The organism is Ferrimonas balearica (assembly GCF_019802085.1).
In the GTDB taxonomy this organism is placed as follows: Bacteria; Pseudomonadota; Gammaproteobacteria; order Enterobacterales; family Shewanellaceae; genus Ferrimonas; species Ferrimonas balearica_B.
The window spans coordinates 20,718-36,775 of record NZ_JAHVHV010000007.1 but is presented as its reverse complement, the minus strand read 5'-3'; the positions used below and the strand labels follow the sequence as shown (position 1 = coordinate 36,775).

10 protein-coding genes are annotated in these 16,058 nt (G+C 63.4%); 2 read left to right on the top strand and 8 right to left on the bottom strand.

Annotated features, from left to right (window positions below):
* The first annotated feature begins 8 nt into the window (after nt 1-8).
* Nucleotides 9-2,426 (top strand): DNA topoisomerase (ATP-hydrolyzing) subunit B, encoded by a 2,418-nt coding sequence (gene gyrB / locus KUV81_RS19115; protein WP_222545504.1) that lies wholly within the window; start codon nt 9-11, stop codon nt 2,424-2,426.
* Nucleotides 2,427-2,489: 63 nt separating this feature from the next.
* On the opposite strand, the gene KUV81_RS19110 is transcribed toward gyrB, so the two are convergent.
* The 4 genes from KUV81_RS19110 to glyQ all read right to left on the bottom strand — a co-directional run bounded on the left by KUV81_RS19110 (nt 2,490) and on the right by glyQ (nt 8,232).
* Nucleotides 2,490-3,719 carry a cytochrome-c peroxidase gene (locus tag KUV81_RS19110; RefSeq protein ID WP_261389516.1) on the bottom strand — a complete coding sequence of 410 codons (1,230 nt, stop codon included), beginning with the start codon at nt 3,717-3,719 and terminating at the stop codon, nt 2,490-2,492.
* 234 nt (nt 3,720-3,953) lie between these two features.
* On the bottom strand, nt 3,954-4,991 hold the full coding sequence (locus KUV81_RS19105) for a GMP reductase (RefSeq protein WP_222545502.1): 1,038 nt from the start codon (nt 4,989-4,991) through the stop codon (nt 3,954-3,956).
* A 228-nt stretch (nt 4,992-5,219) separates the two neighbouring features.
* Nucleotides 5,220-7,313 (bottom strand): glycine--tRNA ligase subunit beta, encoded by a 2,094-nt coding sequence (gene glyS, locus KUV81_RS19100; RefSeq protein WP_222545501.1) that lies wholly within the window; start codon nt 7,311-7,313, stop codon nt 5,220-5,222.
* 7 nt (nt 7,314-7,320) lie between these two features.
* Nucleotides 7,321-8,232: a glycine--tRNA ligase subunit alpha gene (glyQ, locus tag KUV81_RS19095; protein ID WP_222545500.1), complete on the bottom strand. Its 912-nt coding sequence runs from the start codon at nt 8,230-8,232 to the stop codon at nt 7,321-7,323.
* Between the two features lie 118 nt (nt 8,233-8,350).
* Here glyQ and KUV81_RS19090 point away from each other — a divergent pair, with 118 nt between their 5' ends.
* A complete protein-coding gene (locus tag KUV81_RS19090; protein WP_222545499.1) occupies nt 8,351-8,923 on the top strand; it encodes a DNA-3-methyladenine glycosylase I in 573 nt (190 codons plus the stop codon).
* 47 nt (nt 8,924-8,970) lie between these two features.
* Here KUV81_RS19090 and KUV81_RS19085 read toward each other — a convergent pair whose 3' ends face one another.
* The 4 genes from KUV81_RS19085 to fadB all read right to left on the bottom strand — a co-directional run bounded on the left by KUV81_RS19085 (nt 8,971) and on the right by fadB (nt 16,020).
* Nucleotides 8,971-12,180, bottom strand: coding sequence for an amidohydrolase family protein (locus KUV81_RS19085; protein ID WP_222545498.1), 3,210 nt, complete (start codon nt 12,178-12,180; stop codon nt 8,971-8,973).
* 117 nt (nt 12,181-12,297) lie between these two features.
* Nucleotides 12,298-12,543, bottom strand: a complete 246-nt coding sequence (tusA, locus tag KUV81_RS19080; protein ID WP_222545497.1) for a sulfurtransferase TusA — start codon at nt 12,541-12,543, stop codon at nt 12,298-12,300.
* Between the two features lie 148 nt (nt 12,544-12,691).
* The gene (gene fadA / locus KUV81_RS19075; protein WP_222545496.1) at nt 12,692-13,855 is read right to left on the bottom strand and encodes an acetyl-CoA C-acyltransferase FadA; all 1,164 of its coding nucleotides are present in this window, start codon (nt 13,853-13,855) and stop codon (nt 12,692-12,694) included.
* Between the two features lie 11 nt (nt 13,856-13,866).
* Complete coding sequence (fadB, locus tag KUV81_RS19070; RefSeq protein ID WP_222545495.1) at nt 13,867-16,020, bottom strand: fatty acid oxidation complex subunit alpha FadB; 2,154 nt, start codon at nt 16,018-16,020, stop codon at nt 13,867-13,869.
* Between the last annotated feature and the right edge of the window lie 38 nt (nt 16,021-16,058).

Sequence of the window (16,058 nt, the reverse complement as noted above, 5' to 3'; positions counted from 1 at the left end):
ACAGGCGTATGGCAGAAAATAGCTACGATTCCTCGAGTATTAAGGTACTCAAAGGCCTGGACGCGGTGCGTAAGCGCCCTGGCATGTACATCGGTGATACCGACGACGGTACCGGTCTGCACCACATGGTGTTTGAGGTCGTGGATAACTCCATCGATGAAGCCCTGGCGGGTTACTGCAACGACATCGTGGTGACCATCCACGCCGATGGGTCTGTTTCCGTGAAAGACGACGGCCGGGGGATCCCGGTCGACATGCACCCCGAAGAGGGGGTGTCTGCGGCACAGGTGATCATGACCGTGCTGCACGCCGGCGGTAAGTTTGACGACAACTCCTACAAGGTTTCCGGCGGTCTGCATGGGGTGGGGGTGTCCGTGGTGAACGCCCTGTCCGACAAACTGGATCTGACCGTGCGTCGTCAGGGGCACATCCACGAGCAGACCTACCACCTGGGTGATCCCGCGGCCCCGCTGAAAGTGGTGGGGGATTCCGAGAAGACCGGCACCATGATCCGTTTCTGGCCGAGCTCTCAGATCTTCTCCGACACCACCTTCCACTACGACATCCTGGCCAAGCGCCTGCGGGAGCTCTCCTTCCTGAACTCCGGCGTCTCCATCCGTCTGGTGGACGAGCGGGACGGCAAGGAAGACCACTTCTGTTACGAGGGCGGGATCCACGCCTTTGTTGAGTTCCTGAATCAGAACAAGACCCCGGTCAACCAGCAGGTGTTCCACTTCACCACCGAGCGGGAAGATGGCATCGGTGTGGAAGTCTCCATGCAATGGAACGACGGCTTCCAGGAGAACATCTACTGCTTCACCAACAACATCCCGCAGCGGGACGGCGGGACTCACCTGGCCGGTTTCCGTGCGGCGCTGACCCGTACCTTGAACAGCTACATGGACAAGGAGGGCTACAGCAAGAAGGCCAAGACCAGCGCGTCCGGCGATGACGCCCGGGAAGGTCTGACCGCGGTGGTTTCCGTGAAGGTGCCGGATCCCAAGTTCTCCTCCCAGACCAAGGACAAGCTGGTCTCCTCCGAAGTGAAGACCGCCGTCGAACAGGCAATGGGTGAGAAGCTGCAGGAGTTTTTGCTGGAGAACCCCGGCGACGCCAAGATCGTGGTCAACAAGATCATCGACGCGGCCCGGGCCCGGGAAGCGGCGCGCAAGGCGCGGGAGATGACCCGACGCAAAGGCGCCCTGGATCTCGCTGGCCTGCCCGGCAAGCTGGCGGATTGCCAGGAAAAAGACCCGGCGTTGTCTGAACTCTACATTGTGGAGGGTGACTCCGCCGGCGGTTCGGCCAAACAGGGCCGTAACCGGAAGTTCCAGGCGATCCTGCCGCTGAAGGGTAAGATCCTCAACGTGGAGAAGGCCCGCTTCGACAAGATGCTCTCCTCCCAGGAGGTGGCCACCCTGATCACCGCCATGGGCTGTGGCATTGGCCGCGACGAATACGATCCGGACAAGACCCGCTACCACAACATCATCATCATGACCGATGCGGATGTGGACGGCTCCCACATCCGGACTCTGCTGCTGACCTTCTTCTACCGTCAGATGCCGGAGCTGATTGAGCGGGGTTACGTCTACATCGCTCAGCCGCCGCTGTACAAGGTGAAGAAGGGCAAGCAGGAGCGCTACATCAAGGATGACCTGGTCCTGACCGAGTACCTGACCACCCTGGCCCTGGACAACTCGGCGCTGTACGTCAACGCCGACGCCCCGGGGATCGGCGGTGAGCCGCTGGAGAAGCTGGTGCACCAGTTCCGCGCCGTACAGGACGTGGTGGAGCGTCAGAGCCGTCGCTACCCGACCAGCCTGATCAACCAGCTGATCTACGTGCCGGCCATCGGTGAAGGTGAGCTCAAGGACAAGGCCCAGATCACCCAGTGGAGCGAAGGCCTGGTGGCCAGCCTCAATGAGCTGGACCTGGATGGTGCCACCTACCGCTTCGAGCTGGAAGAGGATGAAGAGCGTGGGCTCTGGCAGCCCAAGCTGGTCCTGCGTCAGCACGGCGTGGAGAGCGAGTACGTCCTGACCTACGACTTCCTGCACTCCAGCGACTACGGCCGCATCAAAGCCCTGGGTGAAGCCATCGGCGATCTCATCGAAGAGGGCGCCTACGTGCGCCGGGGTGAGCGTACCCGCCCGGTGGACACCTTCGAGCAGGCCCTGGAGTGGCTGATGAACGAGTCCAAGCGTGGCCTCTACATTCAGCGTTATAAGGGACTGGGCGAGATGAACCCGGATCAGCTGTGGGAAACCACCATGGATCCGGAGACCCGCCGCATGCTGCAGGTGACCATCGAAGACGCCATCGGCGCCGACCAGCTGTTCACCACCCTGATGGGCGACCAGGTGGAACCCCGCCGCGACTTCATCGAGAAGAACGCCCTTCTGGTGGCCAATTTGGACGTGTAAACCTCCGGGCCAAGCCAACAAAAACGCCGCTCCCAGGAGCGGCGTTTTTTTGTCTTTGGCAGATCACGGGGCGATAAAGGGATCGGCGAAACGGGGGTCGGTAAGGAACTGGGGATCGGTCAGGGTGCGCAGGAAGGCGACCAGGGCCTGCACCTCCTGGTCGCTGAAGCCGAAGCGTCGGGGGGCACCGGAGGCCTCCTGCAGCACCGCCGCCAGATTGGCGTGGGGCTGGATCCCCTCGTTGTAGAAAATGACCACCGACTCCAGGGTGGCGAAGCGACCATCGTGCATGTAGGGCGCGGTCACCTCGATATTGCGCAAGGAGGGCGCCTTGAAGCGGCCTTCGTGAAGGGGGTTGCCCGTGGTCTCGGCCAGGCCCAGGTCGTCGCTGGAGACCGCGTCCAGGCCATTGTTGGTGGCGTTGCTGATGATGTTTGGCGCCTCTCGCAGCGGGGTGGGGCCCACAAAGGCCTCGCTGATGTGGCAGGCGCCGCAGCTGGCGGCCCGCATAAACAGCGCCTTACCCTGATTCTCCTGGTCGGAGAAATTGGGGAAGGGATCCAGTGGGCTTGTCACCTGGGCTCGGCCCAGGTCATAGCGGGCATTGAAGCTGACCAGGCTGCGAACAAACTGCGCCAGGGCACGACCGATCCGCTCCGCGGTGATGGCCTCATCGCCAAAGGCGTCGGCAAACAGCGGCGGGTAGAAGGGGTCGCTCTGAAGACGCTCGACCAAGTCGTCCAAGGTCATCCCCATCTCCACGGGATCCTCGATGGGCATCAACACCTGCTGCTCCAGGGTCTCGGCGCGCTCGTCCCAGAAGAACTTTCCGCTTTGGTAGAAGCGGGCATTACCCAAGCCCATGGCGTGGCGCCGGGTCTCCCCGCCATCCACTCCCAGGCTCAGGGTTCTCGGGTCCGAAAAGGCGACGGCCTGCTGGTGGCAGTTGGCGCAGCTTATGCTGCGGTTCTCGCTTAACCAGGGGTCGTAGAACAACACCCGGCCCAGAGTGGCCCCTGCGTCCGTAATGGGGTTGGTATCGGGGGTATTGTCGTTATCGATGGCGGAGTTTTGGAACTGGAAGCCCTCGGCAAAATCGTTGACCTCGAAGTGGCGGGGCAGGGGTTGATCCGCGTAGGACAGTAACGCGTCCGGCAGGGTCCAGCGGGAGGAGGGTGGGGTCGGCTCGGGGGCCGGATCCCCTTCAGGAAGGCTTGAGGTTGAATCGCTGCCGCCGCAAGCGCCGAGCAGCACCAGGGCCAATAGCAGGGTTGGGTAGTATTGAGTTTTCAAAGGCGCAATCCGTTGTCGCGAGTGAATGTGCCCATTGATGCTAGCGCCCACAGCCAGTCGATTCAGTAAAGACGCCGTAAAGCTTTGTAAAGCCATTCTATGTTTCACGTGGAACATCGCGAACAGGCCGACGCTTGACGTCCTTACAAAGGTTCCACGTGGAACCTTACCTGCGTTAGGCCACGAAAAAGGGGAAGGCCGATGCCTTCCCCCTCATTTTATGGAGCGTCCAGTTTAGCCGAAGACCCGGTTCTCCTGCTCTTGAACGCGAATGAAGGTGGTGCGCTTGGTCAGCTCCTTGAGCTTGGCGGCACCCACGTAGGTGCAGGTGGAGCGCACGCCCCCCAGGATGTCCTGGCAGGTGTACTCCACCGGCCCCCGGAAGGGCACCAGGACGGTTTTGCCCTCGGAGGCTCGGTAGTTGGCCACGCCCCCGGCGTGCTTGTTCATCGCGGTGTCGGAACTCATGCCGTAAAACTGCATCATGGCTTTGCCGTCCCGCTCGACGCGCTCCCCACCAGACTCTTCGTGGCCGGCGAACATGCCGCCGATCATCACAAAATCCGCGCCGCCACCAAAGGCCTTGGCGACGTCGCCGGGGCAGGTGCAGCCGCCGTCGGAGATGATCTGACCCCCCAGGCCGTGGGCCGCGTCGGCACACTCGATGACCGCGGACAGCTGAGGGTAGCCCACGCCGGTTTTGACCCGGGTGGTGCAGACGGAACCGGGGCCGATCCCCACCTTGACGATGTCCGCTCCGCTGATGATGAGTTCCTCAACCATCTCCCCGGTCACCACGTTGCCGGCCACGATCACCCGTTTGGGGTGGGCCTGGCGCACCTTGCGGACAAAGTCCACGAAGCTCTGCTGGTAACCGTTGGCTACATCGATGCAGATAAAGTGCAGCTGGGGGTTGGCGTCGAGGATGGCGTTGAGCTTCTCAAAATCGGCCTGGGAGGTGCCGGTGGACACCATCACGTGGTCGTAGATGCTCTGGGGCTGGGTGGACAGCCATTGCTGCCACTGCTGAGGACTGTAGTGCTTGTGGACGGCGGTGAGCATCAGATGTTGAGCCAGGGCTTCGGCCATGGCGAAGGTGCCGACGGTGTCCATGTTGGCGGCGATCACCGGAACACCGGTCCAATCGCCTTCGGCGTGTTTGAACTGGAAAGTGCGCCGGATGTCCACCTGGGACCGGGAGGAGAGGGTGGAACGTTTGGGACGGAACAGGACGTCTTTGAAGCCCAGCTTCAGATCCGCTTCGATATGCATGGAGTTACCCTATTTCAACAAAAACCACGGTGAAATCAGGGCAGACGAACGGGGAATAGGGAGGCTATTCAACCGGTACATCTGACCTAACAGAATGAGCACGCGCACCGGTTTTCGGCATTCTAACGGGACATTGGGCGGAAACAACAGATAAGTACAGAACACTGTGTTTCATTGGCCAAACAAAAGAGGCCACCTTGCGGTGGCCTCTTTTCGATGGTTCGGCAATTACTGCTGCAGCAAAGAGATGTCGCCCACCTGCATAAAGAGGTGGCGCAGCTGCTTGAGCAGGGCCTGACGATTGGCCCGCAGGGCCGGGTCTTCGGCATTGACCATTACCGCTTCGAAGAACACGTCCACCGGTTCGCGCAGCTGCGCCAGGGCCAGCAGGGCATCCTGGTAGTCGCCGCTGTTGAACATCGGCTGTACCTGGGCCGTCACCTTGGACACCACTTCGGCCAGGGCGCGCTCCGCGTCCTCTTGCAGCAGGGCGGGGTTCACCTCGGCGGGGATGTCGCCCTCCACCTTGGCCAGAATGTTGCCCACCCGCTTGTTGGCCGCGGCCAGGGCCTCGGCCGCATCCAAGGAGCGGAAGTGCTGCACCGCCTTGATGCGGCGATCGAAGTCCACCGGGCGGGTGGGGCGCACCGTCAGCACCGCTTGGATGACGTCCACCGGGAAGCCCTCCTCCTGGTACCAGGCGCGGAAACGGCCCAGCATGAAGTCCACCACCTGGTTGCACACCTCGGCGCCTTTCTTGCCGTCGGCGTCCAGCTTCTCCTGTTCGGCGAACAGGCTGTAGCTGAAGGCCGCCAGATCGAACAGATCCAGGGGCAGGGACTTCTCCACGGCGATGCGCAGCACACCGATGGCGGCACGGCGCAGAGCGAAGGGGTCCTTGTCCGCCTTGGGGGCCTGGCCGATGCCGAAGATCCCCACCAGGGAATCCATCTTGTCGGCAATGGCCAGGGCCTGGGCGACGCCGGAGGAGGGCAGCGCATCACCGGCGTAGCGTGGCTGGTACTGCTCGTTCAGCGCCAGGGCCACGGCTTCGGGCTCGCCGTTGTGGCGGGCGTAGTGCATCCCCATGATCCCCTGGGTGTCGGTGAACTCGAACACCATGTTGGTCATCAGGTCGCACTTGGACAGCAGGCCGGCACGGGCAGCATGGCCCTGGTCGGCGCCGATCAGTCCGGCGATGTGCTCCGCCAGGGCCTGGATCCGGTCGGTCTTGTCCTTAAGGGTGCCCAGCTGCTTCTGGAATAGCACGCTGTCCAGGCGCGGCAGCAGGGACTCGAGAGTCTGCTTCTTGTCGGTCTCGAAGAAGAACTCGGCATCGGCCAGGCGGGGGCGCACCACCTTCTCGTTGCCGGTGATCACCACCGCCGGGTCCTTGGACTCGATGTTGGAGACGAAGATGAACTTGGGCAGCAGCTGACCGTCGGCGTCGTACACCGGGAAGTATTTCTGGTCACCCTTCATGGTGTAGACCAGGGCCTCGGCGGGCACCGCCAGGAACTTCTCTTCGAACGACGCGGTGAGCACCACCGGCCACTCCACCAGGGAGGTCACCTCCTCCACCAGCTCGTCATCTAGATCGGCTTGGCCACCGATCTCGGCGGCGGCGGCCTGGATGTCGGCGAGGATCTTAGCCTTACGGGCCTCGTAATCGGCCAGCACCTTGCCCTCCTGCTCCAGCAGGGCGGGGTACTGGTCGGCGTGGGCGATGGTCAGGGATTGCTGACCCATAAAGCGATGGCCCAGCAGGGTGTTGCCGCTGGCCTTGCCCAGAATGGTGGCGGGGATCAGCTGATCGCCCATCAGCAGGGTGACGGTCTGCACCGGTCGGATGAACTGGGTGTCGTAGGCTCCCCAGCGCATCGGTTTGGGGATGGGCAGCTTGGACAGGGCATCGGCGACCAGTTGGGGCAGCAGGACCGTTGCCTCCTGGCCCTTCACTTCGGCCTTGTGCAGCAACCATTCGCCCTTGTCGGTGGCCAGGCGGTCCGCCTCGGCTACGGTGATGCCGTTGGAGCGGGCCCAGCCCTCGGCAGCCTTGGTGGGGTTGCCGTCGGCATCAAAGGCCGCTTTGACCGCAGGACCACGCTTCTCCACCACTTTGTCCGCCTGCTGGGCGGCCAGTGCGCTGACCTTGATGGCCAGGCGACGGGGAGAGGCAAACCAGGTCAGGGTACCGTAGGGCAGTTCGGCCTTGGCCAGGCCGTCGGTCAGGTTGGCGGCAAAGGACTCCGCCAGGGTGCGCAGTGCCTTCGGCGGCAGCTCTTCGGTGCCGATCTCTACCAGGAAAGTCTGTTGTTCCATTACTGCCTCATTTCGCCGGTTTGCACATGGGGAAGCCCAGGGCTTCGCGGGAGGCGTAGTACGCCTCGGCGACCGCCTTGGTCAGGGTACGGATCCGCAGGATGTAGCGTTGGCGCTCGGTAACCGAGATCGCCTTACGGGCGTCCAGCAGGTTGAACGCGTGGCCGGCGTCCAGGATCCTCTCGTAGGCCGGCAGCGGCAGCGGGGTGTCCAGCGCCAGCAGGTGCTGACACTCCTTCTCACACTGGTCGAAGTAGCTGAACAGGAAGTCCACGTCGGCGTGCTCGAAGTTGTAGGTGGACTGCTCAATCTCGTTTTGCAGGAATACGTCACCGTAGGTGATGGTGCCGAAGGGGCCGTCACACCACACCAGGTCGTAGACGTTGTCGACGCCCTGGATGTACATCGCCAGGCGCTCGATGCCGTAAGTGATCTCACCGGTCACCGGCTTGCACTCGAGGCCACCGACCTGCTGGAAGTAGGTGAACTGGGTCACCTCCATGCCGTCCAGCCAGACTTCCCAGCCCAGACCCCAAGCACCCAGGGTGGGGTTTTCCCAGTTGTCTTCGACGAAGCGGATGTCGTGCACTTCGGTGTCGACGCCCATGGCGCGCAGGGAACCGAGGTAGAGTTCCTGGATGTTGTCCGGGCTCGGCTTGAGCATCACCTGGAACTGGTAGTAGTGCTGCAGACGGTTGGGGTTTTCGCCGTAGCGGCCATCGGTGGGACGGCGGGAGGGCTGCACGTAGGCCGCGGCAAAGGGCTCCGGGCCCAGTGCGCGCAGGCAGGTGAGGGGGTGGGAGGTGCCGGCCCCCACCTCCATGTCCAACGGCTGGACAACGGCGCAGCCTTGCTGGGCCCAATAGTCCTGCAGGGCAAGGATCATGCCCTGAAAGGTCTTGGTATCGTACTTCTGCATGGGATCTGACCTGAATGCGGTAAGAGATTTACGTAAATGGGGGTGATTATACCCTGTGCCCCTGGGCGAATGTAGGTTAAATTTTACGCCCAGAGCCGTTGAGCAATAAGGAAAAGCGATGAGTGAAGGACGTTGCACCTGGTGTGGTGAGGATCCCCAGTACGTGGCCTATCACGACCAGCAGTGGGGCCGCCCGGTGCGGGACAAACTCGAACTCTTTGAGAAGCTGTGCCTGGACGGTCAGCAGGCGGGCCTCTCCTGGCTCATCATTCTGCGCAAGACGGAAAGCTACCGCGCTGCCTTTGACGGGTTTGATCCGGTGAAAATTGCCCAGTACGACGAGGCCAAGGTGGAGAGCTTGCTGCAAGACCCCGGCATTGTCCGCAACCGGCTCAAGGTCAACTCCATCATCCGCAACGCCAGGGCCTATCTGGCGCTGGAAGCGCAGGGGATCGACTTTGCCGACTTCCTATGGGGCTTTGTCGATCACCGGCCCATCGTCAACCAGTGGCGGGAGACCCGGGAGTTGCCCGCCACTTCACCCCAGTCCGATGCCATGAGCAAGGCGCTGAAAAAGGCCGGCTTCAACTTCGTTGGCTCCACCATCTGTTACGCCTTTATGCAGGCGGTGGGCATGGTGAACGATCATCTGGTCAGCTGCCCACAATATCGGGCCTGCCAGGAAAGCTAAAAAAAGGGGGAGCCGTCGGCTCCCCCTTTTTCCTTCGCGCGACGCGCTTACAGCTTCACTTTTTCGAAGAAGAACGCCTGGCGCGCTTCGCCTTTGCCGTCGATGCGATCCATGCTGGCGGCGTCGTAGAGCCGGCCGTTCACCATGGTGTAGCGCACCCGGTCGCTCTGGCGAATGTCCTCCAGCGGGTTGCCGTCGATGACGATGAGATCCGCCAGCTTGCCGGGGGTGACGCTGCCCAGCTGGTGATCCATGCCGAAGTGGATGGCCGGGTTGAGGGTGGCGGTCTTGAGCGCTTCGAGATTGCTCATGCCACCCTGGGCGAACATCCAGATCTCCCAATGGGCACCCAGGCCCTCCCGCTGACCGTGGGCACCAATGTTGCTGCGAACGCCGAGCTCACCCACCACCTGGGCTTCCCGGGCCACGTTGAAGTGGTTGTAGTGCTCCTCCGGGGCAGTGGGGCGACGCATGGACCGGCTGCGCAGGATGTCGTTGGGCACGTAGGCGGACAGGCGAGGGTGGTTCCACACCTCGGTCTTGTCGTACCAATAGTTCTCGCCCCAGATCCCACCGTAGGCCACCACCAGGGTCGGGGTGTAGCCCACCTCGGTCTGGGACCAGAACTGCTGCACATCGGCGTACAGCTTGGCGGCGGGCAGCGCGTGCTCGATGCCGGTGTGGCCGTCGGCGATCATGCTGAGGTTGTGCTGCAGCAGGGATCCCCCTTCCGGCACCACCATCATCTCCAGTTCGCGGGCGGCGTTGATCACCTGCTGGCGCTGGTTGCGACGCGGCTGGTTGTAGCTCTTGACGCTGAACGCGCCCACCGCCTTGAGGCGCTCCAGGTGGAACTTGGCGTCTTCCAGGCTGTCGATGTGGGCGGTGTAGCCCGGGCTGTTGGCGCCGTAGAGGATGGTGCCGGTGGAGAAGATCCGCGGACCGGCGATCACCCCGGCTTTCTGCATCTCGCTGGCGGCGAACACCTCGGTGGTGTCGTTGGAGGGGTCGTGGATGCTGGTCACCCCCAGTGCCAGGCCGGCGTAGTTGATCCAGTTCTGCTGCGGGATGATCTCATCCTGTCCCTGGGCGCCGTGGGCGTGGGCATCGAAGATGCCGGGCATCAGGGTCTTGCCCTGGATGTCGATCACTTGGACTCCCTTGGGCAAAGACACCTCGTCACGAGGGCCGACGGCGGTGATCTTGTTGTCGCTAACCACCACCACGGCGTCTTCCAGCACCTTGTCGCCCTCCATGGTGATCACCCGGCCGCCGACAAAGGCGATGGTTCCACGTGGAACATCGGCATCGGCCTGGAAGCCGATCTCGGTGATGCTGGGGCTGACCTCCAGTTCGCTGCCCGGGTTCATTACCCCTTCCAGGGCCACCTGGTAGAGGCTGGGGCCCAGGCTCCAGTAGAGCTCCTGACCATCCAGGCGCCAGCTGATGTTTTCGCCGGCACGCTGGGACAGCTGCTTGACCGGCAGGCTGCCGCCATTGGGCCCGATGTGCAGGGTTTCACCGTGCTGGGCCAGCGGGGTGACGAACACCTTGAAGCGCTCGGCAAAGGCCAGGTGCTGACCGTCCGGGGAGACGTGCCACTCGCTGGCGTGATCCGAGGTGAAGTGCACCCGCTCCTCGAAGCCATGGGTACCGACGCTGGCCAGGGCCGGTTTGCCCTCCTGCAGGGTAGAGAAGTAAACCCGGTCGCTGCGCCCGCCGAAATGGGGGGTGTGACCGCGCTTGCTGATGCGCTGGGGCTCGGCCTTCTTCTCGGTCAGGTCAACCCAGTAGATCCCCGGCTCGCGGTTCCAGCTGCGGGGGGTGATGTAGTAGCCGCGGGCTTTGCGGAACACCAGGGCCTCGCCGTCCGGCGAGAACGCCGGCTCCACGTACTTGCCGGGCTCCAGGGTGACTACGGTGTCGCGTTTGCGGCGCAGGTCGCGGACCACCACCTTGCCCTGCTCCTTGTCGGTCCAGGTGACGTAGGCCACCTTGCGGCCATCTCGGGACCAGGTGGGGAAAAGCTCGAAGGTATCGTCCTGTTTGGTGAGGCGCTGGGGTTTGCCGTCCGGCAGGCTGCGCAGCCAGATCTTGCCCAGGGCCTCGAACAGCACCTGGTCCCCCTTGGGGCTGATCTGCACCTGGCGCAGCATCTTCAGGTCCACCTTGTCCTGATCCAGATCCTGCTGGAAACGCACCGCCGGCTGCACCTGCTTCTCGACGTTGACCTGGAAGGGGATGGTGGCAACTTCACCACTGTCCAGGGTGAGCTTGCGGATCTCCCCGCCGGCCCAGAACAGGATGGCGTCGTTGTCCGGGGTCCAGGCCATGGTGGGGTACACCCCATGAATGGCCCAGGTCTCCTGCATATCACGGTCCAGCTGGTCGTAGACCTTGCGCTGCTCTCCGGAGGTCAGGTCGTACAGGTAGAGGGCGCTCTGGAAGCCGTCACGGGCGATGTAGGCCAGGTAGCGGCCATCCGGGCTGGGGGTGGGGCGGATGGCGCCACCGCTGCCCTCCAGCAGCACCTCGATCTCGCCGGTTTCGCGGTCGTAGCGCTTGATCTTGTAGATCCCCTTCACCGAATCCTTGGAGTAGTGGAAGGTCTTGCCGGGGGTGGCGTCCTGGGAGAAGTAGATGTAGCGGCCGTCCGGGGAGAAGGCCGGCTCACCGAGATCCTTCTGGTCATTGGGGCGCTCGGTCAGCTTGATCCCTTCGCCCCCGGCAACGTGGTAGAGCCACACCTCCCCGGCCCCCAGGCTGCGCTGGGCGGTGAAGTGTTTGCGACCCACCAGGTACTGACCATCGGGGCTCCAGGCCGGGCTGTTGAGCAGGCGGAAGGTTTCCTTGGTGACCGGCTGCAGGTCGGAGCCGTCGGGCTTAACCGTCCAGATGTTGTCGCCGCCGTCCTGATCCGAGGTGAAGGCGATGCGGCTGCCATCGGGGCTGAAGCGGGGCTGCATGTGCCAGGCGATGCCATTGACCAGCGGCGTGGCTTCCCCGCCCTCGATGGGCAGGGTGTAGAGATCACCCAGCAGGTCGAACACCAGGGTCTTGCCGTCGGGGCTGATGTCCAGGTTCATCCAGGTGCCCTGGCTGACGTTGATCTGGATGGTCTCCAGGGGCGCGTCCAGGGGGGCGTTAACGTCCCAGGCGGGGGCTTTGTCGGTGTTGTCGTCCGCGGCCCAGAGGGGCGCACTGAAGCAGAGGCCGGCGCTGAGCAGCGCGGCGGTAACGGGGGATTTGGTAAACATGACGATCCCTGTGGTGTTGTTGTTATGGAGATGTGGCGGATTCCATAGTACCAATTTCACCAGGGAAACGAAGAGGGGGCGCCATGCGCCCCCTGCGGAAAACGTTTAAAAAGTGTGTCAGGCGCCTTTGCGGATCAGGTAGCGGAAGGGGGCCTGTTCGGTGTCGCTGGCCACCAGGGTGTGGTCCATAAAGCGACAGAAGCTGGGGATGTCCCGGGTGGTGGAGGGATCATCGGCGGTCACCAGCAGGGTCTCGCCCTCGGCCATCTTGCGCACGGTCTTGCGCACCATCATCACCGGCTCGGGGCAGCGCAGCCCGATGGCATCCAGGGTGTGTTGGGCGGAAACGAAGAGATCAGACATGGGGTGTACCGGTGACAAACTCAGGAAGCGGCTATGATACGCCGCCGTAACGGGGGATCAACCGTTGCTCATTTTTCGAGCTTAGCAGAGTGATCCGGGTATCAAAAAGGGCAGCGTGTGCTGCCCTTTTTTGCAAGGTTCAGAGCGGTCAGACTCGCTCGAATACCGTGGCGATCCCCTGACCCAGGCCGATGCACATGGTGGCCAGCCCCAGGGTGGCGTCCTTGTGCTCCATCAGGTTCAGCAGGGTGGTGGAGATCCGGGCCCCGGAGCAGCCCAGGGGGTGCCCCAGGGCGATGGCGCCGCCGTTGAGGTTCACCTTGTCGTCCACCTGATCCATCAGGCCCAGATCCTTGACGCAGGGCAGGGACTGGGCGGCAAAGGCCTCGTTCAGCTCCACCAGGTCAATGTCCCGAATGGTCAGTCCGGCGCGCTTGAGTGCTTTCTGGGTGGCGGGCACCGGGCCATAGCCCATGATGGAGGGATCGCAGCCGGCGATGGCCATGGACTTGATGCGGGCGCGGATGGGCAGCCCCAGTGCCTTGGCCTTGGCCTCGCTCATCACCAACATGGCCGCCGCGCCGTCGGACAGGGCGGAGGAGGTGCCGGCGGTCACGGTGCCATTGATCGGATCGAATACCGGGCGCAGGCCCGCCAGACTCTCGGCGGTGGTTTCCGGGCGGATCACCTCATCGTGGCGCACCTGGATCAAGCTGCCGTCAGCGTCGTGGCCTTCGATGGCGACAATCTCGCGGTCAAAGCGTCCCTCCAGGGTGGCGGCGTGGGCGCGCTGATGGGAGCGGGCACCGAAGGTGTCCTGCTGCTCGCGGGTGATACCGTGCATCTTGCCCAGCATCTCCGCGGTCAGGCCCATCATGCCGGCGGCCTTGGCCACGGACTTGGCCAAACCCGGGTGGAAGTCCACCCCGTGGTTCATCGGCACATGGCCCATGTGCTCCACCCCGCCGATGATGAAGGCGTCACCGTCGCCAACGGCGATGGCCCGGGTGGCGTCGTGCAGCGCCTGCATGGAGGAGCCGCACAGGCGGTTGATGGTAACGGCGCCAACCTGCTTGGGCAGCCCTGCCAGCAGGGCGGCATTGCGGGCGACGTTGAAGCCCTGCTCTAGGGTCTGCTGAACACAGCCCCAGATCACGTCTTCCAGCTCGTTGGGGTCCAGCGCCGGGTTGCGCACCAGCAACTGGCTCATCAGGTGGGCAGAGAGGGTCTCGGCCCGCACATTACGGAATACCCCGCCCTTGGAACGGCCCATGGGGGTACGGATGCAATCGACAATTACAGCCTGGTTCATCTTCTCGCTCCTCACTGTCCTTGATAGAAACGGGCGCCTTGGGCGGCCATTTCGCGGAGTTTATCGGTGACCTGGTACAGCGGGCCCAGGTGGGCGTACTGGTCGGCCATGGCGACGAAACGGTCGAGGCCGATGGTGTCCAGGTAGCGGAAGATCCCACCGCGGAAGGCGGGGAAACCGATGCCGTACAGCAGTGCCATGTCGGCTTCCGCCGGAGAGGCGACGATGCCTTCCTCCAGGCAGCGGACGGTTTCGTTGATCATCGGCACCATGGTGCGGGCGATGATGGTCTCTGCGTCGAAGGCCTGGGGCGCGCCGTAGGCGTCCGCCAGCAGAGCCAGCGCGGCCTCGTCGACGGTTTTCTTCGGCTTGCCCTTGCGGTCCGGGGCGTACTGGAAGAACCCTTTGCCGTTCTTCTGGCCGTAGCGGTCCGCCTGGAACATCAGGTCCACCGGGTCGTTGTCCAGCTTGCCCATGCGCTCGGGGAAGCCGGCGGCCATCACATCGAGGCAGTGGTGGGCGGTGTCGATCCCCACCACGTCCAGCAGGTAGGCAGGGCCCATGGGCCAGCCGAACTGCTTGCTCATCACCTTGTCGATCTGCTGGAAGTCGGCGCCCTCTTTGAGCAGCAGGCTGAAGCCGGCAAAGTAGGGGAACAGCACGCGGTTGACGAAGAAGCCAGGGCAGTCGTTCACCACAATGGGGGTCTTGCCCATCTTGGCGGCGTAGGCCACCACCTTGGCCACGGTCTCGTCGGAGGTCTTGGCGCCGCGGATCACCTCCACCAGGGGCATACGGTGCACCGGGTTAAAGAAGTGCATGCCGCAGAAGTTTTCCGGGCGCTTGAGGCTCTGGGCCAGCAGGTCGATGGAGATGGTGGAGGTGTTGGAGGCGATCACCGCGTCTTCGGCCACCACCGCTTCCACTTCGGCCAGCACCATGCCTTTCACCTTGGGGTTCTCCACCACCGCTTCCACCACCACGTCGGCGTGGGCCACCGGGGCGTAATCCAGGCTGGGCACGATGCCGTTAAGCACCTTGGCCATGCCGTCCGGCTTGAGGCGACCGCGCTCCACCTGCTTGCCCAGCAGCTTGGCGGCTTCGTTGAGGCCCAGATCCAGCGCCGGTTGGGCGATGTCTTTCATCACCACAGGCGTGCCTTTGACGGCGGACTGGTAGGCGATGCCGCCACCCATAATGCCGGCGCCCAGGACCGCCGCCTGCTCCACCGGTTTGGCCAGTTTGGTGGCCTTCTTGGCTTTGCCCTTAACGAACTGGTCGTTGAGGAACAGGCCGATCAGCGCGGTGGCGACCTCGGTTTTGGCCAGCTTAATAAAGGCGGCGTGCTCGCCGAGCAGCGCTTCGGTACGACCCTGACCGGCCACCTGCTCAATCAGGGCCACGGCGGCGTGCGGGGCGGGGTAATGAGGACCCGCCTTCATCGCCACCATGCCTTTGGCGGTGGAAAAGGACATGGCCGCTTCAATCTTGGACAGGGTGAGCGGCGCCTGTTTGCGGGCTCGACGGCCTTGCCAGTCGATCTCGCCGGCGATGGCGCGCTTGAGCATGGCCACGGCGGCGGCGGAAAGGGCGTCCGGAGCCACTACGGCGTCGACGGCTCCTACCTGCAGGGCGGCGTCGGGGCGGTGCTCCTTACCCGTGGTGATCCACTCCAGAGCGTTGTCGGCGCCGATCACCCGGGGCAGGCGGACGGTACCGCCAAAGCCGGGGATCAGCCCCAGCTTGGTTTCCGGCAATCCGATGCGGGCGGAGGTGTCCGCGACCCGCAAGTCACAGGCGAGGATGGCTTCGCACCCGCCGCCCAGGGCATAGCCATTGACGGCGGCGATGGTGGGAACCGGCAGATCTTCGAGCTTATTGAAGATGAGGTTGGTCTCTTCCAGCCAGTGCTGCAGGACCGATTCCGGCTCGGCAAACAGGGTCAGAAACTCGGTGATGTCCGCACCGACAATAAAGGCACCCTTGGCGGAGGCCACCACCAGGCCCTGAAGGTCGGGCAGATCGTGGAGGACGTTAAGGGCGTTGTGGAATTGCGTCAGGGTGTTGCGATCGAACTTATTGACGGAGCCTTCGGCATCGAAGGTCATCTGGGCGATGCCGGGTTCCAGCCAATCGACGCTGAGGGCATTACTCTCAAAGATCATGGTTGGGTTCCTTATTTACCACATCCGAGTGATGGCAT

Bases quoted from the DNA above. Each gene is read 5' to 3' on its own strand.
- gyrB (WP_222545504.1), top strand. From the start codon at position 9: ATGGCAGAAAATAGCTACGATTCCTCGAGTATTAAGGTACTCAAAGGC.
- KUV81_RS19105 (WP_222545502.1), bottom strand. From the start codon at position 4,991: ATGCATATCGAAGCGGATCTGAAGCTGGGCTTCAAAGACGTCCTGTTC.
- glyS (WP_222545501.1), bottom strand. From the start codon at position 7,313: ATGGAACAACAGACTTTCCTGGTAGAGATCGGCACCGAAGAGCTGCCG.
- glyQ (WP_222545500.1), bottom strand. From the start codon at position 8,232: ATGCAGAAGTACGATACCAAGACCTTTCAGGGCATGATCCTTGCCCTG.
- KUV81_RS19090 (WP_222545499.1), top strand. From the start codon at position 8,351: ATGAGTGAAGGACGTTGCACCTGGTGTGGTGAGGATCCCCAGTACGTG.
- KUV81_RS19085 (WP_222545498.1), bottom strand. From the start codon at position 12,180: ATGTTTACCAAATCCCCCGTTACCGCCGCGCTGCTCAGCGCCGGCCTC.
- tusA (WP_222545497.1), bottom strand. From the start codon at position 12,543: ATGTCTGATCTCTTCGTTTCCGCCCAACACACCCTGGATGCCATCGGG.
- fadA (WP_222545496.1), bottom strand. From the start codon at position 13,855: ATGAACCAGGCTGTAATTGTCGATTGCATCCGTACCCCCATGGGCCGT.
- fadB (WP_222545495.1), bottom strand. From the start codon at position 16,020: ATGATCTTTGAGAGTAATGCCCTCAGCGTCGATTGGCTGGAACCCGGC.